The sequence below is a fragment of the Aquabacterium sp. genome (genome assembly GCF_049317225.1).
In the GTDB taxonomy this organism is placed as follows: domain Bacteria; phylum Pseudomonadota; class Gammaproteobacteria; order Burkholderiales; family Burkholderiaceae_C; genus Aquabacterium.
The window spans coordinates 45,192-68,626 of record NZ_JBMOIR010000003.1; the positions used below are offsets into that span (position 1 = coordinate 45,192).

Annotated in this window: 19 protein-coding genes; 8 read left to right on the forward strand and 11 right to left on the reverse strand. The window is 61.0% G+C overall.

Annotation, left to right across the window (positions count from 1 at the left end; translation table 11 throughout):
* Nucleotides 1-10: 10 nt before the first annotated feature.
* A complete protein-coding gene (fliF, locus tag ACOYNB_RS03490; protein ID WP_422837730.1) occupies nt 11-1,636 on the reverse strand; it encodes a flagellar basal-body MS-ring/collar protein FliF in 1,626 nt (541 codons plus the stop codon).
* 317 nt (nt 1,637-1,953) lie between these two features.
* Here fliF and fliE point away from each other — a divergent pair, with 317 nt between their 5' ends.
* The 5 genes from fliE (at nt 1,954) to bamC (ending at nt 5,944) form a co-directional block, all read left to right on the forward strand.
* Nucleotides 1,954-2,304 (forward strand): flagellar hook-basal body complex protein FliE, encoded by a 351-nt coding sequence (gene fliE / locus ACOYNB_RS03495; protein WP_374259030.1) that lies wholly within the window; start codon nt 1,954-1,956, stop codon nt 2,302-2,304.
* Between the two features lie 26 nt (nt 2,305-2,330).
* Nucleotides 2,331-3,563, forward strand: a complete 1,233-nt coding sequence (locus ACOYNB_RS03500) for an MFS transporter (RefSeq protein WP_422837731.1) — start codon at nt 2,331-2,333, stop codon at nt 3,561-3,563.
* 2 nt (nt 3,564-3,565) lie between these two features.
* Nucleotides 3,566-3,700 carry a hypothetical protein gene (locus tag ACOYNB_RS03505; protein ID WP_422837732.1) on the forward strand — a complete coding sequence of 45 codons (135 nt, stop codon included), beginning with the start codon at nt 3,566-3,568 and terminating at the stop codon, nt 3,698-3,700.
* Nucleotides 3,701-3,849: 149 nt separating this feature from the next.
* Entirely contained in the window at nt 3,850-4,731 is an 882-nt protein-coding gene (gene dapA, locus ACOYNB_RS03510; protein ID WP_422837733.1) for a 4-hydroxy-tetrahydrodipicolinate synthase, read from the forward strand.
* Nucleotides 4,732-4,792: 61 nt separating this feature from the next.
* Nucleotides 4,793-5,944, forward strand: a complete 1,152-nt coding sequence (gene bamC, locus ACOYNB_RS03515) for an outer membrane protein assembly factor BamC (protein WP_422837734.1) — start codon at nt 4,793-4,795, stop codon at nt 5,942-5,944.
* A gap of 172 nt (nt 5,945-6,116) precedes the next feature.
* Here bamC and ACOYNB_RS03520 read toward each other — a convergent pair whose 3' ends face one another.
* The 3 genes from ACOYNB_RS03520 to ACOYNB_RS03530 all read right to left on the reverse strand — a co-directional run bounded on the left by ACOYNB_RS03520 (nt 6,117) and on the right by ACOYNB_RS03530 (nt 8,249).
* A complete protein-coding gene (locus tag ACOYNB_RS03520) occupies nt 6,117-6,326 on the reverse strand; it encodes a hypothetical protein (RefSeq protein WP_422837735.1) in 210 nt (69 codons plus the stop codon).
* A 117-nt stretch (nt 6,327-6,443) separates the two neighbouring features.
* Nucleotides 6,444-6,974 (reverse strand): hypothetical protein, encoded by a 531-nt coding sequence (locus ACOYNB_RS03525; RefSeq protein WP_422837736.1) that lies wholly within the window; start codon nt 6,972-6,974, stop codon nt 6,444-6,446.
* Nucleotides 6,975-6,986: 12 nt separating this feature from the next.
* On the reverse strand, nt 6,987-8,249 hold the full coding sequence (locus ACOYNB_RS03530) for a JmjC domain-containing protein (RefSeq protein WP_422837737.1): 1,263 nt from the start codon (nt 8,247-8,249) through the stop codon (nt 6,987-6,989).
* Between the two features lie 101 nt (nt 8,250-8,350).
* Between ACOYNB_RS03530 and ACOYNB_RS03535 the strand changes: the two genes are divergently transcribed.
* Nucleotides 8,351-8,872: an FKBP-type peptidyl-prolyl cis-trans isomerase gene (locus ACOYNB_RS03535; protein WP_422837738.1), complete on the forward strand. Its 522-nt coding sequence runs from the start codon at nt 8,351-8,353 to the stop codon at nt 8,870-8,872.
* Nucleotides 8,873-8,896: 24 nt separating this feature from the next.
* On the opposite strand, the gene dut is transcribed toward ACOYNB_RS03535, so the two are convergent.
* From dut to alaS, 7 genes are all read right to left on the reverse strand, one after another.
* Nucleotides 8,897-9,358, reverse strand: a complete 462-nt coding sequence (dut, locus tag ACOYNB_RS03540) for a dUTP diphosphatase (RefSeq protein WP_422837739.1) — start codon at nt 9,356-9,358, stop codon at nt 8,897-8,899.
* Nucleotides 9,359-9,412: 54 nt separating this feature from the next.
* Complete coding sequence (gene katG, locus ACOYNB_RS03545; RefSeq protein WP_422837740.1) at nt 9,413-11,620, reverse strand: catalase/peroxidase HPI; 2,208 nt, start codon at nt 11,618-11,620, stop codon at nt 9,413-9,415.
* Nucleotides 11,621-11,754: 134 nt separating this feature from the next.
* Complete coding sequence (gene coaBC / locus ACOYNB_RS03550) at nt 11,755-12,987, reverse strand: bifunctional phosphopantothenoylcysteine decarboxylase/phosphopantothenate--cysteine ligase CoaBC (RefSeq protein ID WP_422837741.1); 1,233 nt, start codon at nt 12,985-12,987, stop codon at nt 11,755-11,757.
* A gap of 57 nt (nt 12,988-13,044) precedes the next feature.
* Complete coding sequence (locus ACOYNB_RS03555) at nt 13,045-14,079, reverse strand: helix-turn-helix domain-containing protein (protein ID WP_422837742.1); 1,035 nt, start codon at nt 14,077-14,079, stop codon at nt 13,045-13,047.
* Nucleotides 14,080-14,277: 198 nt separating this feature from the next.
* On the reverse strand, nt 14,278-15,342 hold the full coding sequence (locus ACOYNB_RS03560) for an AraC family transcriptional regulator ligand-binding domain-containing protein (RefSeq protein ID WP_422837743.1): 1,065 nt from the start codon (nt 15,340-15,342) through the stop codon (nt 14,278-14,280).
* 77 nt (nt 15,343-15,419) lie between these two features.
* Nucleotides 15,420-16,307: a metal-dependent hydrolase gene (locus ACOYNB_RS03565; protein WP_422837744.1), complete on the reverse strand. Its 888-nt coding sequence runs from the start codon at nt 16,305-16,307 to the stop codon at nt 15,420-15,422.
* A 196-nt stretch (nt 16,308-16,503) separates the two neighbouring features.
* Nucleotides 16,504-19,131, reverse strand: coding sequence for an alanine--tRNA ligase (alaS, locus tag ACOYNB_RS03570; RefSeq protein ID WP_422837745.1), 2,628 nt, complete (start codon nt 19,129-19,131; stop codon nt 16,504-16,506).
* A gap of 198 nt (nt 19,132-19,329) precedes the next feature.
* Here alaS and ACOYNB_RS03575 point away from each other — a divergent pair, with 198 nt between their 5' ends.
* Nucleotides 19,330-20,238: a phosphate/phosphite/phosphonate ABC transporter substrate-binding protein gene (locus ACOYNB_RS03575; protein WP_422837746.1), complete on the forward strand. Its 909-nt coding sequence runs from the start codon at nt 19,330-19,332 to the stop codon at nt 20,236-20,238.
* A 16-nt stretch (nt 20,239-20,254) separates the two neighbouring features.
* The gene (locus ACOYNB_RS03580) at nt 20,255-23,035 is read left to right on the forward strand and encodes a response regulator (RefSeq protein WP_422837747.1); all 2,781 of its coding nucleotides are present in this window, start codon (nt 20,255-20,257) and stop codon (nt 23,033-23,035) included.
* The last annotated feature ends 400 nt before the right edge of the window (nt 23,036-23,435 follow it).

Genomic DNA, 23,435 nt, shown 5'->3' on the forward strand with positions numbered 1-23,435 from the left:
GAGTCCTTGATCAGTTAGTGATCCAACCGCGCAGCACCGTGGCCATTGCCAGCGGATTCTCCTTGGCCAGTCGGCGGGCAGCATCCAGTCGTGGATCGGTCCCCGGCGCCTCAAGTGCAGGCAATGGGTGACCATCCGGTCCCACTACGTGACCATCCACCAGCGTGGCCTCCAATGCGGGCAGTTCATTCGCATCATCCACCACGGCATTCAGTTTGGCTACCTCGGTCTCGGAAGGCTGCACCGGACGTGCTGCATGAATGGCGGGCCGGATGGCACCGAAAACCACGATCAACGCAGCCAGAGTCAGCGCAGCCGGAACAGCCAGCGTCCGAATCATGTCCTGCGTTTCAGGCGACTTCCACATTGGCGTGTCGACTTCTTCTTCCTTGACAACCTGGAATGGCGTATTCACCACCTTGATCGAATCACCGCGACGGTCATCCACACCAATCGCCTCGCGCACCAAAGCCGTCAACTTGTCCAATTCTTCCTGAGGAATGGCCTGGGTCGTCGTCTTGCCCTTGGCATCCGTCACAGTGCGGTGGTTCAGCACGACCGCGGCATTCAAGCGCTTGATGGAGCCCGTTGCACTGCGAGTCACCCGCACTGTCTTGTCCACCTCGTAATTGGTCAGCGCTTCGCGGCGACTGTTTCCGCCATTTGCACCGCCCTGCGCAGCCTGCAAGGGCTGCGAAGCGCCATTGACCGGTGCCGTCGCTGGCACCGGAGGCTGATTGGACGTGGCACCAGGCACACCAGATGGTTGAGCCGTACCCTGCCCCACCTGCTCGCTGGTTTGCTGACTGCGCACAGTGGCCGTGGTCGATTGACCTTGATTGGGCTTGTACTCCTCGGCCGTCGACTCCACTTGCGAGAAGTCCAGCTCAGCCGTCACCTGGGCGCGCAAGTTGTCCTTGCCCACCACGGGCTCCAGGATGTCCTTGATGCGCTGCGTATAGTTCGCCTCGATCTGGCGCACATACTGAAGTTGCTGCGCGTCCAGCCCCGTCTGATCCACACCCTCCTGAGGGCCGGACAACAGCGTGCCAGTCTGATCCACGATGCTCACGGCCTTGGGTGACATTTCAGGCACGCTCGACGACACCAGATGCACGATCCCGGCAATCTGAGCCCGATCCAGCGTACGCCCTGGGTACAGGGTCAGGACCACCGAGGCCGAGGCCTTCTGTTGCTCACGGAAAAAACCATTCTGGTTAGGCAGCGCCAAATGCACGCGGGCGCTCTGCACACTGGCGAGCGCCTGGATCGAGCGAATCAACTCGCCTTCCAAACCGCGCTGGAAGTTCAAACGCTCCTGAAACTGCGTGGTGCCGAACTTCTGGTTCTCCATCAACTCGAACCCCACCACCGAGCCCTTGGGCAAACCGGCAGAGGCCAACTTCAGTCGAACGTCATGCACCTTGTCGGCAGGCACCAGAATGGCCGCACCACCGTCTGCATGCTTGTAAGGCACCTGCATTTGCTGCAGCTGCGCCAGGATGGCCCCGCCGTCCTTGTCAGACAAGTTGGTATAGAGCACGCGGTAATCACCCTCGCGCCCCCAGATCAGCATGGCCGCAAAAATCGCCACGATGGCTGCGATCCCACCCGCCAGCATCAGTTTGCGCTGCATGGGGAGAGCCATCACACGTTGCGCGAACCCCGGCTGAGACGTGGTGGCGTCCACCACTTGCCCGGCGGAGGCATTTGCAACAGATTGAGGTTGAGCGACAGTAACTTCCATGGTGGCCGATACAAGAGGCTGCGCACCGTAACCATACGACGCCGCATTACCGCTATGACGGCCCCATTATTGAGAAGAAGGCAGACAAAAATGCTGCGAACAGCCCCGGAAATGCCGACTTCTTCCGTGCATTGAACAATGCCTGAACGCTCTAGAGTCCAAATCGTGGTGATTGGCACCACACCCACGTCGGACTTAACGGCATCATGGACCTCAAACTTAAGCCCTTTGATTTCGCGCAGGCAGCCGCCAAGGCTGGCATGGCCGACGTCGCACGGCGCGTCGAGGCCAAGACCCGAGCCGAAGCCGCAGGCTCCACTGGCGCCGTTGACAAGCCCAGTTTTCAAAACGCCCTCACAGGCGCTTTGGGCTCAATCAGCAAATCCCAGGAAGCCGCCACGGCCTTGCAGCGCGAAGTACAGTTTGGCAACCCGACCGTCAGCTTGGAAGAGACGATGGTCGCCATGCAAAAAGCCCAACTCGGCTTCCAGTCGGCTGTTCAGGTGCGCAACAAACTCGTTCAGGCGTACACCGATATCATGAACATGCAGGTTTGAGGCCCCCTGCCCGCCCTGCCATCTTCATGACATCCTCTCCCGGTCGACTGCCCATGCGGCAAATGCTGCTGTGCGGCGCACTCATCGTCACCCTGTCCATGGGCATTCGCCACGCTTTTGGCTTGTGGCTGCAACCCATCACCATGGCTCATGGCTGGACGCGGGAAGACTACTCACTGGCCCTGGCCTTGCAAAACCTCGTCTGGGGTGCAAGCGGCCCCTTCATCGGATGGTGGGCCGACCGCAGCGGCGCGTTCCGTGTGCTGGTGCCCGGCGCCCTCTTGTACGCGCTGGGCCTGGCGGGCATGGCACTTTTTGACCAGCATCTGCCCTTCCTGCTCGCAACCGGGGTCACCATCGGTCTGGGCCAGGCCTGCACCACCTACGCTGTCATCTATGGCGTGATTGGTCGCAACATCGATGCATCGCAACGCTCATGGGCCATGGGCATCACCGCTGCGGCAGGCTCCTTCGGTCAATTCTTGATGGTGCCTCTGGCCAGCACACTGCTACACCGACTGGACTGGTCCTCCGCCTTGCTCGCGCTGGCCGCATCGGCGTTGCTGATTGCGCCATTTGCATGGGGCCTGCGCGAGCCAAGTCGCCAAAGCCCCCCGCGTCACGCGCATCCCACTGACACGCCTGCTCAATCGGCCGCACAGGCGCTGCGCGAAGCCTTCAGCCATCGTGACTACCTTCTGCTGACTGCTGGCTATTTCGTGTGCGGCTTTCAGGTCGCATTCATCGGGGTCCACCTGCCCAGCTATCTGGCCGATCAAAAGCTCTCGCCCGAAGTGGCTACAACGGCCTTGGCCCTGATCGGTCTCTTCAACGTGATTGGCACCTATGCAGCAGGTGCCTTGGGGCAGCGCCTGCGCAAAACTCGCATCCTGTCGACGATCTACCTGAGTCGCGCCGTGGTGATGACGCTGTTCATCCTCACCCCCATCAGCCCACTGTCCGTCGGCATCTTTGCGGCAGTCATGGGCGCGCTGTGGCTGTCCACCGTCCCACCCACCAACGCCGTCGTCGCTCAAATGCACGGCGTACAACATCTGACCATGCTGGGCGCCATCGTCTTTTTCTCCCACCAAATCGGTTCATTCATGGGCGTGTGGCTGGCTGGGCGACTGTATGACCTCTCCGGCAGTTACAACGTCGTTTGGTGGATTGCGATTGCGCTGGGCGTTGTCGCCAGCATGCTGAACCTTCCCATTCGGGAAAACCGGCAACCCGCATCGCGTCTTGTCACAGCTTGAGCATGCGCAAGCCCAGCCCCTGGCCCAAGCGACTGGCCTACCTCGCCGCAGCCATTGCTCTTGGCGGCGTCTTTGCGCTTTACCTTCAGCCGGGCTTTATCGTGGACCTGGCCGGCCGTCTCTGGAATTGCATGTGACGTCCCAGTCAAACGCCGCATTTGCGTGCATCTCTGTCATCCTGATCGCGCCTGAAACGTTGAATCAAACCGGCGAGCCACCGAGCGCGTCACGAGTGCGTCAGATTGCCCTCGCGCCCCAGTAGAATCGTCGGATTGAAGGAATCACCATGAAACCCATTTTTGGCAGCATCGTTGCACTGGTCACCCCCCTCCATGAAGACGGCAGCGTCGATTACGACAATCTGCGCAAACTGATCGACTGGCACATCGCCGAAGGCACCAATTGCATCGGCGTGGTGGGCACGACGGGTGAGTCCCCCACCGTGTCGGTGGAAGAGCACTGCGAAATCATCCGTGTCGCGGTGGAGCAAGCTGCCGGCCGCGTGCCCGTCATGGCTGGTGCAGGCGCCAATTCCACGGCCGAAGCCATCGAGCTGAGCAAGTTCGCCAAGAAGGTCGGCGCAGACTGCACCCTGCAGGTCGTGCCGTACTACAACAAGCCAACCCAAGAAGGCATCTACCAGCACTTCAAGGCGATTGTCGAAGCCGTCGATATCCCCGTGGTGCTGTACAACGTGCCCGGCCGCACCGTTGCCGACATGACGCCTGAAACTGCGCTGCGCCTGGCTCTGTTGCCCGGCGTCATCGGCATCAAGGAAGCCACCGGCAACCTCGACCGTGCAGCCTGGCTGATCAAGCAAGCGCCCAAGGGTTTCAGCATCTTCTCGGGTGATGACCCCACTGCCGTTCATCTGATGATGATGGGCGGTCACGGCAACATCAGCGTCACCGCCAACGTCGCACCTCGCGGCATGGCCGAGCTGTGCAAAGCCGCCATGGCGCAAGACGCCAAGCGCGCCATCGACCTGCACATGCAACTGCTGCCACTGCACAAGCAACTGTTCTGCGAGCCCAACCCAATTCCCGTGAAGTGGGCGCTGGCACGCATGGGCAAAATTGGCGGCACACTGCGCCTGCCTCTCACGGAACTCACACCCGCGTCTCAGACTCTGGTGGAAGGCGCCCTGCGCGATTCCGGGGTTCTGTAAACCTCTCCGATCCTGACCCTTGGCCCGACCCCACTGGTGTCGGGATCAGAAGCACTTTTCCATGCCGATCACACCTCGTCACCAGACCACTATCGTTGCCGGCGCCGCGCTGGCCTGCGTCCTGCTCACATCCGGTTGCTCGTCGATCAGCGACACGCTGGTTGGCGAAAAGGTGGATTACCGCACGACGGGCACTCAGTCCGTCAAACTGGACGTCCCGCCCGATCTGAGCCAATTGCCCGGCCAGATCCGCTACGGTCAGGTGCAAGCATCGACCATTAGCGCATCCAGCCTGCAGCGCGCTGGCGCCAAGCAAGCTGATACCGCTGCCAACCCTGCCGTGGCATCGACCACGCAAGGCGGTGTCAAGCTGGAACGTCAGGGCCAAAACCGTTGGCTGAGCGTCAATCAGACGCCCGAGCAAGTGTGGCCTCAAGTCCGCGCCTTCTGGCAAGACGTGGGCTTTGAGCTGACAGTGGACAAGGCTGACGTCGGCATCATGGAAACCAACTGGTCCGAAAACAAGGCCAAGGTTCCTCAAGATGGCATCATTCGCCAGTCGCTGGGTCGCGTCTTTGACATGCTCTACGACACCGGCGAGCGCGACATGTATCGCACTCGCATCGAGCGCACCGCCAACGGCACCGAGATCTACATCAGCCACCGCGGCATGTCTGAAGAGTACGAGGACAACCGCAAAGAACGCACCACCTGGCGCGCCCGCCCCTCCGACCCAGGACTGGAAGCTGAAATGCTGTCTCGCCTGATGCTGAAGTTGGGCGCCACCAAGGAAGCGGCCGCAGCGGTCAAGCAAGAGAAGGCCCCCGAGGTGGCAGCAGCCCCCGCCCGTCAGGCTGTTCAACTGAACGCCGCCGGCAATGCCCTGACATTGGATGTTGACGCCGATACAGCATGGCGCCGTGTGGGCCTGGCTCTGGACCGCAGCGGCTTCACGGTTGAAAACCGCGACCGCAAGCAAGGCACCTTCGACGTGCGACTGTCGGACAACGATCCTGCCGCCGCCAAGCCCGGCTTCTTCGCTCGCATGTTCAGCAGCGAAAAGGCAGCAGAAAACCTGCAACGCTATCAGGTGCGCGTGCAAGCCCAAGGCAACCGCACCAGCCTGATCAGCGTGCTGACCAGCGGCGGCGAGCAAACCACCTCTGCCGCAGCCAAGCGCATTGCCCGTCAATTGCAAGACGAACTGAATTAATTCAGCCCCCCCTTATTCAAGGGGAAACAAAAAGCCCGATCCGCGAATAGCGATCGGGCTTTTTTACTTCACGGGAAACCTGTAATAACTCGGTTACAGAATATCTCGCGCCAAGCAGAGACGAAAAAAAGCCGCCCCGAAGAGCGGCTTTTGATTCCGTGCGAACTAAAGATTAGTTCGAAGCAGCGGAAGCAGCGTCAGAAGCAGCGGAAGCGGCTTCAGAAGCAGCAGGAGCGGCGTCAGAAGCAGCGGAAGCGGCGTCAGAAGCAGCGGAAGCGACTTCGGAAGCAGCGGAAGCGGCTTCAGGAGCGGCTTCTTTCTTACCGCAAGCAGCCAGGGCCATGGCAGCGATCAGGGAAGCCAGCAGGAGCGACTTTTTCATGCTTGTATCCTCAAAAGGAGTGTCAATAAAACCGGTGATATTGAAACTATGTGCCAAGCCCTCAATGAGCTGAGCGCCATATTCAGACAATGATTATACGATGCCTCGGGCTAATCCCTATAAACCGAGTGTCGTCGGAGGCATACCGTCATGCGATCGTTGCGAAATAGCATCACAGTCAGACAGCCAGTCCGACAAGACACCGGGATCGCGGGTCCAGACGCCTGTCCCCAGATGCTCTTCCACCAAACGCAATCCCAAACGACCGTGAAGCAGCAACATAGGGCGAATTTGTGAAGCCAACTCCTCCGGAGCTTCCTGACAAATGACCCGATGTGACCAGTTTGCACGCCACATCAGCCAACGAGGATGACTTCGCGCAAACTCTTCATAGGTTCCCGCCAGTAAACGGCACTTCACCACGCTGGAACCATTCACAGCCCACTGCTGAAAGGCTTCCATGACGCTGCGCTGCCCCAAGGGCCAGTGCACAAAATTGGTGTCTGTCATGGTGATGCTGACCGGCTCGACCGCAGCCATGGCCATGACTGCACTGACCCGGTCAGCGAAATCGCGCCAGCTGGTAATGCGCCCGGACAACTCGGTCACATTGCGCGGCTCACCTGGTGTGGACGACGCTTCACTCATGACTGACTTCCATCAAGCGGTCAACGGATGCAGCCAACCGTCTTGCGACCACTGGTCCAACAGATCACGCAGGTCATCACTGACCTGAGACACCGTCCGAGCATCCAGGAAACGCTTGTCGGCCAGTTGACGCAAATGGCGAGCATCCTTGCCCGCAGCACGCCACGACTCACCGTTGGCAAACACCCGATCATCGTCGTACACCATGCGGGTACGCGCATCGAGGCGAACCCCCACGCCCGCCTGCAACGGCGCACCGGAGTGGAACCACACGCGCGGCTTCGGCTCGGTGAGGATCTCGCCCAACGCTGACTTCAGGCCATCCGGGTCCTTGAGCAGACGCTCGATGGCTTCTGCCGTGAACTTCTGCAAGGCGTCCGGAATGCGTCCAGGATGGGCCGTCGCAGGTTGTTTGGGATCCTGATACAGACGCACCTTGTCGTCGCATTCGATCTCTTCCACCCAACGCACCAGCACCTCGCGCGCCAACTCAGTCGCTTCCGGCACGCGGAAGCCGATCGAACAGGTCATGCACTCGCCCTCGGCGATGCCATCGTGCGCCCACTTGGGCGGCAGATACAGCATGTCACCCGGCTCCAGCACGTACTCGTGCTCGGGCTCGAAGTTCGTCAAAATCTTCAGCGGCACGTCTTCCTGCAAGGTCGAATCCTTCAGGCGACCAATGCGCCAACGGCGCTTGCCATGTACCTGCAACAGGAACACGTCGTAAGAATCGTAGTGCGGGCCCACGCCACCGCCGTCGGTAGCGTAGGAAATCATCAAGTCGTCCAGTCGGGCGTCTGGCACGAAGCGAAACTGCTGCATCAGGTCATGCGCAGCGGGCACATGCAAATCCAGCCCCTGCACCAGCAAAGTCCAGCCCGATTGCGTCATCGCGGGCAGACTACGGCGCGTAAAAGGGCCATGCGCGAGTTTCCAGCCCGGCGACGGCTTGGCACCCTTGGTGGCCTTGCTGCGCGCCTTGGGGGCATCACCCGGCATGTCACGCACGATCAGACGAGACTCGACTTCCTCCTCGCCGGCCAAAGCAAACAGCTTGGCGCGGTCAATGGGCGGCACCGCGCCTGGCACAGCCTGGCGAATCAGCAAGGGCTTCTTCTGCCAGTATTTGCGCATGAAGGTCTCGGGCGAGATCCCGCCGAGCAGGGGCGTGGCCTCGTCAATCGCCAGCGGGCCGGCGACCTGAGGGGCCTGGGCCGTTTCGGTGGCAGAAACCTTGGTAGAGGGCTTGTCAGTGGTGCGAGCTTTTTTCATGCTCGGATTGTGCGCTGAAGCAGGCCATTCATCACCTGATCCGTCTCAAGGATCTCCGATGCACGCCACAACGTAGGTCGCCTCGTGAGATGATCTCGCCCATGATCATTTCCTCTCCCTGCGTTGTGAGCCTTGTCTGGCGTCTTGAAGACGCGCAAGGCCAGTTGATTGACGAATTGGCCGATCCGATGGAATTTCTGTTGGGTGGCGATGACCTGCTGCCCAAGGTTGAACAAGCCCTGATCGGTCAGACCACAGGCTTTGAAGCCCATCTGCACCTGGAGCCCGAGCAAGCGTTTGGCGACTACCACGCCGACCTCGTGTTCTTTGAAAAGCGCGAGATCTTCCCTGAGCAGGTCTACGAAGGCATGCAGTTTGAAGGTCCGCCGGAAGGTGCAACAACCCCTGATCTGGCCAAAGACGCGCTCTACACCGTCACCGAGGTGTACGACAGCCACGTGGTGCTCGACGGCAACCATCCACTCGCCGGCATCGCCATTCGCCTGAACCTGAAGGTGTGCGACGTTCGCCCGGCTACCGAAGAAGAGATCGAACACGGCTCCGTGTCGACCTCGCCCTTCAGTTTTGCCCCCACGCCCGCACCGGGCGAAACCCTGCACTGACCCCAGCGCAGAGGTAGACGGGTCTCAGACGCGACCTGTGGAGCCAAAGCCCCCTTCTCCGCGCGCCGTGGCCGTGGAGAAGGTGTCAACATACTGCAAATCCACCTGGATCACAGGCTGGAACATCAACTGCGCAATGCGTTCGCCCGGCTGAATGTCGTAGGGCGTGGCGCTGTCATTCATGAGGATGACGCCGATTTCTCCGTGGTAATCGGCGTCGATGACGCCAATGCCTTGCGCGACACGGATGCCATGCTTGAGCGACAAGCCCGACCGTGATGCAACGATGGCCACCAGTCCGGGGTCCATCATGTTGATGGCCACACCGGTTTTGATGAGCAGTCGCTCACTGGGCTGAAGCGTCACGGGCGCCTCCAGGCAGGCCCGCAGGTCCATGGCTGCTGCGCCGTCGGTGGCGTAGGAGGGGCGATCAATCTTGTCACCCAGCAAAGGGTTGACGATTCGAGCTTCAATGCGTCTGAACATCCGGTTTCCTCAATGAGCACAGGCGCCTGCCGAAGCAGGCGCACGGTGCACACTTTACCGAATGTCGAAGCGGTCAAGGTTCATGACCTTGGTCCAGGCCGCCACGAAGTCGCTCACGAACCGGCCTTCGGCATCCGCAGAGGCATAGACCTCGGCCAGCGATCGCAATTGCGAGTTCGAGCCAAACACCAAGTCAACGACGGTGGCCGTCCACTTGAGCTGCCCAGACTGGCGGTCACGCCCCTCCAACACATGGGGATGGGCCGCTGAACGCTGCCAGGTGGTGCGCATGTCCAGCACGTTGACGAAGAAGTCGTTGCTCAAAGTACCCGGACGCCCCGTGAGCACGCCATGCCGAGTGCCGCCTACATTCGCATCCAGGGCCCGCAAGCCACCGATCAGCACGGTCATCTCGGGCGCGCTCAAGGTCAGCAACTGCGCCTTGTCGACCAGCATCTCTGCAGCCACGCCCTCGTAGCCGGCTTTCGCAAAATTACGGAAACCATCGGCGCGCGGCTCCAGCACGGCGAACGAGGCCACATCGGTTTGATCTTGGCTCGCATCCATGCGACCCGGCGTGAAGGGCACCACCACGTCGTGGCCTGCCTGGCGGGCAGCCCCCTCGATGGCGGCGTTGCCCGCCAGCACGATCAGGTCTGCCAGCGACAGCTTTTTGCCATTGGTAGCCTTGGCATTGAAGGCCTGCTGAATGATTTCGAGCTTGCTCAGCACCGTGGTCAACTGGGCCGGCTGGTTGGCCTCCCAGTCCCTTTGCGGCGCCAGGCGAATGCGCGCCCCATTGGCGCCCCCTCGCTTGTCACTGCCACGGAAGGTTGAGGCCGATGCCCAGGCCGTAGCCACCAAAGCCTGTGTGCTCAAGCCCGATGCCAGCACCTCAGCCTTGAGGGAAGCCACGTCGGTCGCATCCACCAACTTGTGATCGACGGCAGGAATCGGGTCTTGCCAGATCAACGTTTCCTCCGGCACCAGCTTGCCAAGGTAACGCGCACGAGGGCCCATGTCACGGTGCGTCAACTTGAACCAGGCCCGCGCAAACGCATCGGCAAAGGCTTGCGGGTTCTGATGGAAATGCCGCGAAATCTTCTCGTAGGCCGGGTCAAAGCGCAGCGACAAGTCGGCAGTGGTCATCATGGGCGCATGCTTCTTCGACGGGTCATGTGCGTCGGGAATCATGTGTTCGGGCTTGACGTTCTGCGCGACCCACTGGTGTGCGCCGGCCGGGCTCTTGGTCAACGCCCATTCGTAGCCAAACAGCATGTCGAAATAGCCATTGTCCCAAGTGGTGGGGTTGGGCTTCCAGGCGCCTTCAATGCCGCTGGTGGTGGTGTGCACGCCCTTGCCCGAACCCAACTGGTTGATCCAACCCAGGCCCATGGCTTCCACGGGCGCGGCCTCGGGCTCCGGTCCCACCAAGGCCGGATCTCCCGCGCCATGTGCCTTGCCAAAGGTATGGCCTCCTGCGACCAAGGCCACGGTCTCCTCGTCGTTCATGGCCATGCGGGCGAAGGTTTCGCGCACGTCCCGCCCTGAGGCGATGGGGTCGGGGTTGCCGTCCGGGCCTTCGGGGTTCACATAGATCAGGCCCATCTGCACAGCTGCCAAGGGGTTAGCCAACTCGCGATCGCCTGAGTAGCGGCTGTTGGCCTCCTTGCTGCTCGCCAGCCACTTGGCTTCGGGGCCCCAGTCGATGTCGGTCTCGGGCTCCCAAATGTCCGCGCGGCCACCTGCAAAGCCAAAGGTCTTGAAACCCATGGACTCAAGGGCGACATTACCGGTCAGGATGAAGAGGTCGGCCCATGACAGGTTGCGGCCATACTTTTGCTTGATGGGCCACAGAAGGCGGCGGGCCTTGTCGAGGTTGCCGTTGTCTGGCCAGCTGTTGAGGGGTGCAAAGCGCTGAGCGCCCGTGCCAGCGCCCCCTCGGCCATCGTGAATGCGATAGGTGCCCGCAGCGTGCCAGGCCATGCGAATGAACAGCGGGCCGTAATGGCCGTAGTCGGCTGGCCACCAGTCCTGCGAAGCGGTCATGAGGGACTTGAGATCGGCGACCACGGCATCCAGGTCGAGCTTCTTGAACGCTTCGGAATAGTCGAAGTCCTCACCCATCGGGTTCGACCGCGGCGAGTGCTGATGCAAGATGGCCAGGTTGAGCTGATTGGGCCACCAATCACGGTTGCCACGAACCGTATGCGTAGCTGGCTTGCTGGCACCTGCGAAAGGACACTTGGCTTCGTTGGTCATGTTCGTCTCCTGTCCAGAAATTGGAAGATTCAGGAGTCATTTAAGAACATGCGCCCCATGTCAGGCAAAGCAATATTCGCTATGGCAGCCATAGCGAAATCGCACCCACCCCTGCTCAGAGCAGGACGCAGGGGTCAAGCAGACCGGTCATGAAGCCGCCGGGCCAGTTCCTGCATGAGGCTACGGGCCAAGGTCAATTTGTCGGCGCGACTGCCGTCAGGCGGCAGCGCCTGATGGTTGCTGGCATCCACCAGCAACAGCGCGTTGTCGTCACGCCCGAAGGTCGCAGGCCCCAGATTCCCGACGATCAGCGGGATCTTTTTGCGGGCCAACTTGGCACGAGCGTGCTCAAGCAAGTGCTCGCTTTCGGCAGCAAAGCCCACGCAATAAGGTGGCGCAGGCAAGGCGGCGACGGCGGCCAGGATGTCAGGATTCTCGGTCAGCTCGAACGAGGGCACGGTCTTCTTACCCTCTTTCTTGATCTTGTGCTCGGCCGAGGTGGCCGGGCGCCAGTCCGCCACGGCGGCGGTGGCGATGAACACATCGTGTTCGGTCGCCAAGGGCAGCACCGCGTCATACATCTGCTGCGCGGTGGTCACGTTACGGCGCTGCACGCCACGCGGGGTAGGCAAATGCACCGGGCCGGCCACCAGAGTCACATCGGCACCGGCTTCTCGCGCGGCACGGGCCAACGCAAAACCCATCTTGCCGCTGGAGTGGTTGGTGATACCGCGCACCGGGTCAATCGGCTCGAAAGTCGGGCCAGCGGTGATCAGCAAACGATGACCACGCAGCACCTTGGGCTGGAAGAAGGCAATCAGGTCAGCCAGCAACTCTTCTGGCTCCAGCATGCGGCCGTCACCCACTTCGCCGCAAGCCTGGTCACCACAACCCGGCCCCAGAATCAGGGCACCGTCCTGCGCCAACTGTGCAACGTTACGCTGGGTGGCCGGGTGCGACCACATCTCCCGATTCATCGCGGGGGCCACCAACAGGGGGCAGGTTTCACGCGGGCGAGCCAAGCACATCAGACTCAGCAACTCGTCGGCCCTGCCCTGCACCAGTCGAGCAATGAAGTTGGCACTGGCGGGGGCCAGCACGATGGCATCGGCCTCACGGCTGAGGTTGATGTGCGCCATGTTGTTGGGCTCACGCGCATCCCACTGACTGGTCACCACGGGGCGGCCCGACAAGGCCTGCATGGTCACCGGCGTGATGAAGGCCTCAGCGGCCTCTGTCATGACGACCTGCACGGTGGCGCCCGCCTTGGTGAGCAGGCGCACAAATTCAGCAGATTTGTAGCAGGCGATGCCGCCTGTCAGGCCCAGCACAATATGCTTGCCTTGGAGTTCGGAGCGTTCTGACATGAACGGGACTCTAGCAGGCTCCGCAGTCCCTGCATCGCCCGTCAGCATGGCTGCGCCTTAGCGCAACACGCCACCAATCTTGTGCCGGTAAGCACTGGGGGACATGCCAGTCCAGCGCTTGAAGGCAAACGTGAACGCTCGACGATCCGAAAAGCCCAGCTCGTCAGAGATGGACTCCATGCTGATGGCACGACGGCGCAGCATAACCTGCGCACGGCTGCATTTGGCTTCCGACTGAATGTCGACGTACTTCACGCCTTCAGCCTGCAAGCGACGCTGCAGGGTGCGTGGATGCAGGCGCATGGCATGGGCCGTGGCCTCCAGGCCTTCTCGCAGCAACTCGGGACGACGCTCCAGTGCCCAGCGCACATCGTCCACGATGCTGCGATGCGTGGATTCGAGGTTCAGTCGGCGCTCAATGCGCTGACGGGCTTCAGTTTGCGCATCGGGCATGGCGCTCGACAGCGGCATGTCCAGCCAGCGACGATCCATCACCAAGGCATCAGCGCCTTCGTTGAAAAACACCGGCACGCCGAAATGCTCAGCGAAGCGTTGATGGTGCGCAGGTTCAGGCATCGCCATGCGCACCGACAGCAGCCAGCGCGCCCCGCGTGTGGCACGGCACATCACGGTGTGAATCGCGGCCAACACCACTTCACGCACATGCCCCATTTGAGCGGCCTCTTCGTCGGACACATTCATCACGACGCGCAGGTGAGCTTCAGCCCCAAACTCGTCGAGGTGCAGCGTCATCCAGGGAGCGAGCAGTTCGCGCACCCACCCAGCCAATTCCAGAATCTCGCGGATCGTGGTGCATGACGAGATGAAGGCTTCAAACTCGCCGTACTGCTCGAACACGAACTTTTCGCCCAAGGCAAACGGAAAGTGGTGACCATTGGCGCGCTCAACGCAGAGCTTGAAGGCTTTGAGCAGGCTGGTGGGTTTGACTTTGACAGGCACGTTCGGCTCAGCGGGCGTAATGCCCACTTCGCGGAGAACGGGGTCGATGGTGAACCCACAGACCATGGCAGCCTGGCGCCAACTTCCAAGTGCAGGAACGGGGATAGGCGAACTGAGCTCAAAACGGTGCATGATCAAAACAAATCAAGTGACTACTCGACAAGTCGTGACAAATTCCACAACTTTCGTCACCGATTAATCTATTCCCTGACACCCCCACAAGCAAGGAATCCGCTGTGCCACGGAGGACGAAACGGCGACACTTCACCCCGTTTGGTGGGGGTCCATTGCACAACATTCATTGCACGTAAACCCGAATAGGGTTCACACTCACGCCTTGGTGTCCCGCCATACACTGGGTGTCACGCCTTCCCATCTCTTGAAAGCGGCGGTGAACGCACGGCGGTCCGAAAAGCCAAGTTTGATGCTGATGTCATCAATCGACAGCGTCCCCTGCCTCAGCCACTGACATGCCAGCTTGTGACGCATGCGGGCCAGCACGCCCAGGTAGCTGTCGTCTTCGTCCTTCAGGCGGCGTTGCAAGGTACGGGGATGCAAGTTCAGGCGCTCGGCCATGTCTTCCACACCCAAGGCCAACAGCCCCGGATCGCGGCTGATCAGGGCCTCAATTTCGGCCGAGACGCCCTGGCGTTTGGCCTCACGCCCCAATCGCTGCTCGGCCAGATAGTGCGCTTGCTCGTGCAAGGCTGGGAAAGCGCCTTCGAGCGGGGTGTCCAGCAAGCGGCGCTCAAAGACCAAGGCATCCACCTCCGCACCAAAGGTCACGGGCACGCCAAAAAAGGCCTCAATCTGGGCAGATCGGTCAGAGCGGGGCGACTTGAGCATCACCCCCAAGAAGCCATCGTCCGAGCCCTGCAAGGTGCGCCCGAACTTGCGGATGCAGGCCATGGCCGCATGGATGACCAGATGCAAGGGCAAGGCATAGCCAGCCAACTGCGGCAAGGGGATGTCAAAGCCCAGCGCCACCTGCACCTGCTCGGTCTCGTCTCGGACATCCAGCGTCAGCCATGGCAGCACCACCAGTCTGGCCAACTCGGCTGCCTTGAGCGCATCGCGCAAGGTGGGACTGGTGGTCAGCAGGGTTTCAATCTCGGGCAGTGATTCAAAGGCAAACGTGTCGCCCAGCATGACCGGGAAATACTTGTCGGGCGACAAGGCCACGCACTGCTCCAGCAGCGAGATGAGCTGCAAAGGAGACACCCTCGCCTCTTCCAGACGGATGAGGTCGATCTTGATGCCAGCCTCTTTGAACAGGGGCTGAACATTGAAGCCGCAACGCGTCGCAGCCTTGATCCAGGCTGAGAGCATGAACATCGGAATGGGCTTGATGCCCATGGCTTCGAGGACGGATGGCGGTGGCAGTGGAAGGCGCATAAAAAAACGACACACCTTGCGTAAGGTGTGTCGAAGTCTAACCAGTTCCAGCCCGATTAACGGGCCGCCTGTCACGGTCAGTGCGCGAGCAGTGCAGAGCGGATGCTCTCGCTGGCTTCCACGGGGTCTTGACGACGGTTGAAGCCGGCCAGCCACTCTTCATAGCCAGGCTGATCGGCTTCCTGCCAGGGGTGATAGCCGGGCTTGTAGTACTTGATGTAGTGCTTGTGCGTGGGGGCCAGGAAACCGCCCGGCTTGAGCACCCAGTGCAGACCCTTCACGTTGAGCTTGACGCGTTGCCAGAAGCTGAAGCCATCAGCCTTGAGCATGCGGTTGGCGAACTTGAAGATGACCCAGGGGAACATGAAGGTGGCGTGCACCAGGGCGGCAACACGGCGGAAGTAGTCCACCTTGGCGTAGTCCACCATCACGTCGTAAGCCACGCCCTTGTGCTCGACCTCTTCAATCGCGTGCCACGCATACATGGCGCGCACATTGGGATGGGCGTCCCCCAGGATGTCTCGCTCGTCAAACATGGCGTGCGCGCCCAGGGCGGTGAGGTGCTCCAGCGCGCCGGTGATGGCCAGGGTGTACTGGCGGCTGAAACGGCTGCGGTATTTGGCAAACAGCAGGTTGTCGAGCCAGGCAATCAGTTCGTCAACGGGCATGCCTTGCTTGCGCAGCAGGTCGTTGTACTGGTTGTGCACCATGCTGTGCTGGGCTTCCTGACGGTTGAAGTCCTTGATGTCTTGCAGCAGCTTGGGGTCAGTGACCTGATCGCGGAAGTCGCGCACGGTGACCATGAAGAACTTCTCGCCGGGCGGGAAGATCAGCGACATGGCATCAAAAAAACGGGTACGGAATGGATCGCCACCGAACCAGTACTTGGGAATGCTGTCGTTCAGCCCGAAGTCCAGCTTTTCGCGGGGCACGATGGGATGCTGTTTGTCGCTTTGGAAAGCCATGGATGTCGTCCTCGTTCGTTTGATCCGAATAGACACATGTTAGAAATAGCCATTGTCCGTCAACAGGATGACGGGTGACAGCAGGGTTTCCTGTACGACACGGCACCCCTAGTGAAAACACCGAGACAAAGAAAAAGGGCTCCTTGCGGAGCCCTTTGAACTGCCTGAAGCGGCTGTCAGCGGCGAAGCGCCGGCATCAGACGCGTTCGGCAACCCACGCCTGAACGCTGGCCAACGCAGCAGGCAGTCCCGATGCATCGGTACCGCCAGCCATGGCCATGTCGGGCTTGCCGCCGCCCTTGCCACCCACTTGCTGGGCCACAAAGTTCACCAACTCGCCGGCCTTGACCTTGCCTGTGCTGTCGGCGGTCACGCCCGCAGCCAGTTGCACCTTGCCACCGTCCACGGCAGCCAGCACGATGGCGGCGGTCTTGAGCTTGTCCTTCAGCTTGTCCATGGTCTCGCGCAGGGTCTTGGCGTCCGCGCCTTCCAGCGTGGCAGCCAGCACCTTGATGCCGTTCACGTCCACGGCCTTGGCCATCAGCTCGTCGCCCTGGCTGGAGGCCAGCTTGCCCTTGAGGGCGGCGATTTCCTTTTCCAGCGCACGGATCTGGTCCATGGCGGCAGCCACACGGGCCGGCACCTCTTGCGTGGTGGACTTGATCAGGGCGGCCACGCCATTGAGCGTGGTTTCCAGGTTCTGGGTGTAAGCCAAGGCGGCAGAGCCGGTGATGGCTTCGACACGGCGCACGCCAGCGGCCACACCGCCTTCGGCCACGATCTTGAACAGACCGATGTCGCCGGTGCGCTTGACGTGGGTGCCACCGCACAGTTCCTTGGAGGAACCGATGGTCTGCACACGCACGGTTTCGCCGTACTTCTCACCGAACAGCATCATGGCGCCCGACTTCTGCGCGTCTTCCAGTGCCATGACTTGGGCTTGCGCATCGGCGTTGGCCAGGATCTCGGCGTTGACCAGCTCTTCCACTTCGCGGATTTCCTCGTCGGTCATCGGGGCGTTGTGGGCAAAGTCGAAACGGGTGCGGTCAGCCGTGACTTGCGAGCCCTTTTGCTGCACGTGGTCGCCCAGCACTTCGCGCAGGGCCTTGTGCATCAAGTGGGTGGCGCTGTGGTTGCGCACGGTCTTGCCGCGCAGGTCGCCGTTGACCTTGGCGGCCACGGTGTCGCCCACCTTGATCGAGCCTTCGACCACACGGCCGTGGTGACCAAACACGTCGGCCTGGATCTTCTGGGTGTCTTCCACCAAGAAGCGGCTGGTGTTGTTGCGCAGTTCACCGGCATCACCGCATTGGCCACCGGACTCGGCGTAGAACGGGGTGTTGTCCAGCACGATGACGGCGTCGTCACCGGCATTGGCTTGCTCGACGGCGGCACCATCCACGTACACGGCGGTGACCTTGGCGCCATCGACGCTCAGGTGCTCGTAGCCGTGGAAGGTGGTGGCGGTGCCGGTGTATTCCAGACCAGCGGCCATCTTGAACTTGCCGGCGGCACGGGCTTGCTCGCGCTGGCGGGCCATGGCGGCGTCAAAGCCGGCCTGGTCCACCGTCACGTCGCGCTCGCGGCACACGTCAGCGGTCAAATCCACAGGAAAGCCGTAGGTGTCGTGCAGCTTGAAGGCGGTTTCGCCGTCAACCTGCTTGGCACCCGATGCCAGGGCGCCTTCCAGAATTTCCATGCCGTTGGCGATGGTCTGGAAGAAGCGCTCTTCTTCGGTCTTCAGCACGTCGGTGATGCGCTTTTCGTTGGCACGCAGTTCGGGATAGGCGTCGCCCATCTCGGCGGCCAGGGTGGCAACCAGTTTGTGGAAGAACGGGGTGCGTGCACCCAGCTTGTAGCCGTGGCGGATGCCACGACGGGTGATGCGGCGCAGCACGTAGCCACGGCCTTCGTTGCTGGGGATGACGCCATCGGCCACGGTGAACGAGCACGCGCGGATGTGGTCAGCGATCACCTTCAGCGAGGGGCTGCTGCGATCGCAGTCACCGGCGCCGGCTTCGTCCACGGCCTTCTTGGCCGCGTCGATCAGGGCGACAAAGGTGTCGATCTCATAGTTGGAATGCACGTGCTGCAGCACGGCGGCAATACGCTCCAGGCCCATGCCGGTGTCCACCGAGGGCTTGGGCAGCGGGTGCATCACGCCGTCTTCCGTGCGGTTGAACTGCATGAAGACGTTGTTCCAGATTTCGATGTAGCGGTCGCCGTCTTCATCGGGGCTGCCGGGAGGGCCGCCGGCCACGTCTTCACCGTGGTCGAAGAAGATTTCGGTGCAAGGGCCGCAAGGACCGGTGTCGCCCATCATCCAGAAGTTGTCGGACATGTAGCGCGCGCCCTTGTTGTCGCCAATGCGCACGATGCGCTCGGCGGGCACGCCCACGGTCTTGTTCCAGATGTCGTAAGCCTCGTCGTCCTCGTGATAGACGGTGACCCACAACTTGTCCTTGGGTAGCTTGAAGTGCTCGGTCAGCAACTCCCAGGCGAAGGTGATGGCGTCGTGCTTGAAGTAGTCACCAAACGAGAAGTTGCCCAGCATCTCGAAGAAGGTGTGGTGACGTGCGGTGTAGCCGACGTTGTCCAGGTCGTTGTGCTTGCCGCCAGCGCGGATGCACTTTTGCGCCGTGGTGGCACGGGTGTAAGGACGCTTGTCGAAACCGAGGAACACATCCTTGAACTGGTTCATGCCTGCATTGGTGAACAGCAGGGTCGGATCGTCACCAGGCACCACAGGGCTGGACGCCACGATGGCGTGTCCCTTGGACTGGAAAAACTCCAGGAAGGTCTTGCGGATGTCTGCGGCTTTCATAGGGGCTTTCTCGTTATCGGATGCGGCCAAGGGCTTGAAGGGCTGCCCAGGCTCGCCGGGCGTAACCTGTGATTATAGATTTGAGGGCGCACGCCGCATAAACCCAACAATGTGGCGCTATTTGTGATCTGCATCACGTCAGATTGCCCGATCCGGGGCTAGGACCAACCCGAGCCCGTACACTCACTTACTAATTGAATGAACACCCTGCGCTCCAAGATGTCATATCCGTCCACAGCTCGCTCTTGCTCACTGCTGAGCCATCGGACATGGGGCGTTCGTGGTGTCCTGGCGCTGGGGCTGGCCCTATTGAGCAGCACAGCGACACACGCTCAAACCTATTCGTTCGGGGTGTTGTCGCAACGCAGCGCGGTGCTGACGGCCAATTACTGGAACCCCATCCTCGACTACGTCAAGCGCAAGACCGGCATTGACCTGCAACTCAAGCTGGCGCGCTCGGCCACCGAGTCGATTGAATCCATCTCGCGCGGCGATTACGACTTCGTCTACTCCAACAACTTTTTCCTGCCCCGTTATGCCAATGCGGGCTATCAGGTCATCCTGAAACCCCGGGAAGAAGCCATCAAAGGCCAGATCGTCACGCTGCCCAACTCGCCCATCAAGTCATTGAAAGATCTGGATGGGCGCGATGTGGGCTTCCCCTCCCCCGTTGCCTTTGTGGGTTACGCGGTCCCGATGGATGCACTGTTGCGACAAGGCGTGAAGGTCATCCCTGACTTTGGCGGCAACCAAGAAGGCACCATGGCCCAGCTCAAAACGGGTCGGGTGGCGGCTGCTGCGGTCAATGGTTCGCTGATGAAAGCCTTTGCCGCGCGCGAAGGCTTTCAATATCGGGTGATTTGGGAATCGGCGGCGTACAACAACCTGCCCATTGCCGTGCATCCCCGGGTACCCAAGCCGGTGGTGAGCGCCGTCAAAAATGCCATTGACGGCATGGAAAGCGAAGCCGAAGGCAGAGCCATCCTGGAAGAAACCGCCAAAACGATTGGTCAAGCCCCGCCCTATGGCTTCAACGCGTCCAGTCAAAGCGACTACCGCAACTACATCGAGTTCTACAAGAACACGGTGGTGCCAGAACTGAAGTGAAAGAAGGGCAAAGCTGATGAGCACCCAACACGGGCTCTGGAGCAAAACGCCTTTCATCGGGCGGCTGCTGATTGCCGCCAGTGCGGCCCTGCTGATTGCCAGCTTGGTGATGACCATTCTGGTGACGCGCAACGAAGCACGCGAACTGCAAGCCGACCTGCAGCAAGAACTGGCCAACGAGCTGGAAACCCTGCCAGCCAGCATTGTGGAAACCGTGGTCGTGGGCGACTACGCCACCTTGCAACAAATCTTCAACCACTACGTCACCCGCTATCTGATCGCCAAGGTCGAACTGGTGGACAAGAGCGGCGCCCGGATATCGAGCGCTGACCCCGACGACTCGACCGACATTCCCGACTGGTTCTTGCGCTCGCTGGATTTCAGAGAGCAGGTGGGCGGTGTCCCCATCATGGTGGGGGGGCGCTCGTACGGCACGCTGCACCTCACCATGACCCCCCTGCCCTATGCAGAGCGGGCTTGGCGCAACCTCAAAGAACACCTGGGCGTGCTGCTGCTGGCCATGGTGCTCGACATGGTGGGCATCTGGCTGGTGTTGAAAAACAGCCTGTCGCCCCTGAACCGCCTGCGCGACGGTGCACGCAAGCTGGGCCAAGGGCAACTGGATGTTCGCGTGGCCACTGAAGGCAGCCCTGAGCTGCGCGAGGTGATCGAGTCCTTCAACCAGATGGCGGCCGACCTGGCCACCACCGATCAGCAGCGCCGCCGCCAAGCCAACGAGCTGGAACAACACCGCAACCACCTGGAACAACTGGTGGATGACCGCACCGTTGAGCTGCACCACGCCAAAGACGCTGCCGAGGCCGCCAACCGCGCCAAGAGCCTGTTCCTGGCGAACATGTCGCACGAAATCCGCACGCCCATGAACGCCATCGTGGGCCTGACCCACCTGCTGCGCCGTGATGCCGTGCTGCCCCGCCAGTTTGAGCAGCTCGACAAGGTCAGCGCCGCCGCACAACACCTGCTGTGCGTCATCAACGACATTCTGGACTTCTCGAAGATCGAGTCCGGCAAGCTCACCCTGGAAGAGGTGGACTTTGACCTCGACAGCGTGTTCCGCAGCATCCATGTGCTGATTGGCGAGCGTGCCGTGGCCAAAGACCTGGAAATCGTCACCCGCATCGACCCTTCGCTGCCGCAAATGGTGCGCGGCGACCGCATGCGCCTGGGCCAGATCCTGCTGAACTACGCCACCAACGCCGTCAAGTTCACCGAGTCGGGGTACATCACTCTGCGGGCCAAGCTGCTCAAACCCACCGACAGCGGGCAAACCGTGGTGCGCTTTGAAGTGAGCGACACCGGCATTGGCATGACGCCCGAGCAGCAGGCCCGCATCTTCCGCCCATTTGAACAGGCCGACATTTCAACCACCCGCAACTATGGAGGCACGGGCCTGGGCCTGGCCATTTCAAAGCGGCTGGCCGAGTTGATGCATGGCGGCGTGGGCGTAGAAAGCACGCCCGGTAAAGGCAGTACCTTCTGGCTGGAGGTGCCTTTTGCACAACCGCTGGAAGCGTACAAGCCCGCCTCGACCTTGATGCCGCAAACCCCGCGCAAGGTGCTGGTGGTGGACGACTTGGCCGACGCCCGCGAAGGGCTGTGCGAAATGCTGTCGATGATGCATTACGAGTTCAGTGCCGCGGCCTCGGGCCACGAAGCGCTGACGCTGATCGAACGCGAACATGCAGCAGGCACCCCGTTTGATCTGGCCCTGATTGACTGGAAGATGCCAGACATGGATGGCCTGGAAACCGCCCGGCGCATTCAAGGCATGGCCCTGCCTCAGCCCCCTGCCCTGGTCCTGGTCACCGCCTATGGCCGCGAATGCCCCATGGCAGAACTGGAAGCCGCCGGCATTACCCAATCGATTGAAAAGCCCGTCACGGCCTCCACGCTTTTTGACGCCATTCAAACCGTGCCCACGCTCGCTACCACGCCCGCCCCTGTTGCCGATGCCCCTGTGGCTTACGACCGCCTGCGCGGTCGCCACCTTTTGCTGGCTGAAGACAACCCCGTGAACCAGGAAGTGGCCCTGGCCCTGCTGGAAGACGTGGGCCTGATCGTGGACATTGCCTCAGACGGTTTGCAAGCCGTTGAGCTGGCTACGCAAAACACCTACGATCTGGTCCTGATGGACGTGCAGATGCCCCATATGGACGGGCTGGACGCCACCGCGCTGATCAAACAAATTCCTGGCCGCGAAGACGTGCCCATTTTGGCGATGACCGCCAATGCCTTTGCCGAAGACCGCAAAGCCTGTCTGGATGCTGGCATGGTGGACCACGTGGCCAAGCCTGTGGACCCCGACACCCTGTACGCCACCATTGACCGCTGGCTGCCCAAACTGCACGTCAACGGCCCGGGTAACAGCGACAGCAACACCGCAGAGAACGAAGCCGACACCGCAGAAAGCCGCCTGGCCAAGATTGACGGGCTGGATGCCACCACTGCGCTGCAACGCGTGCGCAACAAGCTGCCCACCTACCTGCGCGTGATCTCGCTGTTCATTGAAACGCACGAAGACGCGGCCGAGCAGATCAAAAACGCCATTCGCCACCAGAAGATTGACGAAGCGGCCCTGATGGCCCATTCGCTGAAAGGCGCGGCCAGAAATATTGGCGCGACCCATATTGCCAACCTGGCAGAGGCCCTGCAATCGGCCCTGCGCCGAGGCGCCGTGTCGGAATACCTGGGCCTGGTCAACGCCCTGGAAACGTCCCTGCCCGCCTTGATTGCGGCGTTGAAAGACGTGCCGCGCGGCGAAGTATCCGCCGCTTAACCCTACTCATTGACGCACTGGACTGATTGCGGCAACCACGCCGCAATGGGTACTGCTGCGCGCGCGCAACCATGCCGAATTGGGTTTTCGGACATTGGTGACTGAGGGGTTTCCAACACCTTGTTGCAGTTGTAAGCTGTGTCGCAATAAGCGGCCGGTGTTAAGGCTGCAAATAAACACAGGGGCATGGGAAAAATGCGAGCAAGTTCAAGCACTTGCTGCGGCGGTCTGCGCAGCGTTGTCGTGTTACACGCCAGATTAGGCGTCAATGTAACGCGACATTTTTGACGCCTAAAACAAAGTTAGGCCCTCCAAGTTCACGCGCATGTTCTGGCTTCAATATCTAGGTCGCTTGTTCCTACCTTTTGCTGCAGGCGTCATCTCCTACCAACTTCTTGCA

Bases quoted from the DNA above. Each gene is read 5' to 3' on its own strand.
- ACOYNB_RS03525 (WP_422837736.1), bottom strand. From the start codon at position 6,974: ATGAGTGAAGCGTCGTCCACACCAGGTGAGCCGCGCAATGTGACCGAG.
- ACOYNB_RS03555 (WP_422837742.1), bottom strand. From the start codon at position 14,079: ATGCACCGTTTTGAGCTCAGTTCGCCTATCCCCGTTCCTGCACTTGGA.
- ACOYNB_RS03505 (WP_422837732.1), top strand. From the start codon at position 3,566: ATGCGCAAGCCCAGCCCCTGGCCCAAGCGACTGGCCTACCTCGCCGCA.
- ACOYNB_RS03560 (WP_422837743.1), bottom strand. From the start codon at position 15,342: ATGCGCCTTCCACTGCCACCGCCATCCGTCCTCGAAGCCATGGGCATC.
- ACOYNB_RS03565 (WP_422837744.1), bottom strand. From the start codon at position 16,307: ATGGCTTTCCAAAGCGACAAACAGCATCCCATCGTGCCCCGCGAAAAG.
- coaBC (WP_422837741.1), bottom strand. From the start codon at position 12,987: ATGTCAGAACGCTCCGAACTCCAAGGCAAGCATATTGTGCTGGGCCTG.
- dut (WP_422837739.1), bottom strand. From the start codon at position 9,358: ATGTTCAGACGCATTGAAGCTCGAATCGTCAACCCTTTGCTGGGTGAC.
- alaS (WP_422837745.1), bottom strand. From the start codon at position 19,131: ATGAAAGCCGCAGACATCCGCAAGACCTTCCTGGAGTTTTTCCAGTCC.
- ACOYNB_RS03580 (WP_422837747.1), top strand. From the start codon at position 20,255: ATGAGCACCCAACACGGGCTCTGGAGCAAAACGCCTTTCATCGGGCGG.
- ACOYNB_RS03500 (WP_422837731.1), top strand. From the start codon at position 2,331: ATGACATCCTCTCCCGGTCGACTGCCCATGCGGCAAATGCTGCTGTGC.
- ACOYNB_RS03520 (WP_422837735.1), bottom strand. From the start codon at position 6,326: ATGAAAAAGTCGCTCCTGCTGGCTTCCCTGATCGCTGCCATGGCCCTG.
- ACOYNB_RS03530 (WP_422837737.1), bottom strand. From the start codon at position 8,249: ATGAAAAAAGCTCGCACCACTGACAAGCCCTCTACCAAGGTTTCTGCC.
- bamC (WP_422837734.1), top strand. From the start codon at position 4,793: ATGCCGATCACACCTCGTCACCAGACCACTATCGTTGCCGGCGCCGCG.
- katG (WP_422837740.1), bottom strand. From the start codon at position 11,620: ATGACCAACGAAGCCAAGTGTCCTTTCGCAGGTGCCAGCAAGCCAGCT.
- ACOYNB_RS03535 (WP_422837738.1), top strand. From the start codon at position 8,351: ATGATCATTTCCTCTCCCTGCGTTGTGAGCCTTGTCTGGCGTCTTGAA.
- fliE (WP_374259030.1), top strand. From the start codon at position 1,954: ATGGACCTCAAACTTAAGCCCTTTGATTTCGCGCAGGCAGCCGCCAAG.
- ACOYNB_RS03575 (WP_422837746.1), top strand. From the start codon at position 19,330: ATGAACACCCTGCGCTCCAAGATGTCATATCCGTCCACAGCTCGCTCT.
- fliF (WP_422837730.1), bottom strand. From the start codon at position 1,636: ATGCAGCGCAAACTGATGCTGGCGGGTGGGATCGCAGCCATCGTGGCG.
- dapA (WP_422837733.1), top strand. From the start codon at position 3,850: ATGAAACCCATTTTTGGCAGCATCGTTGCACTGGTCACCCCCCTCCAT.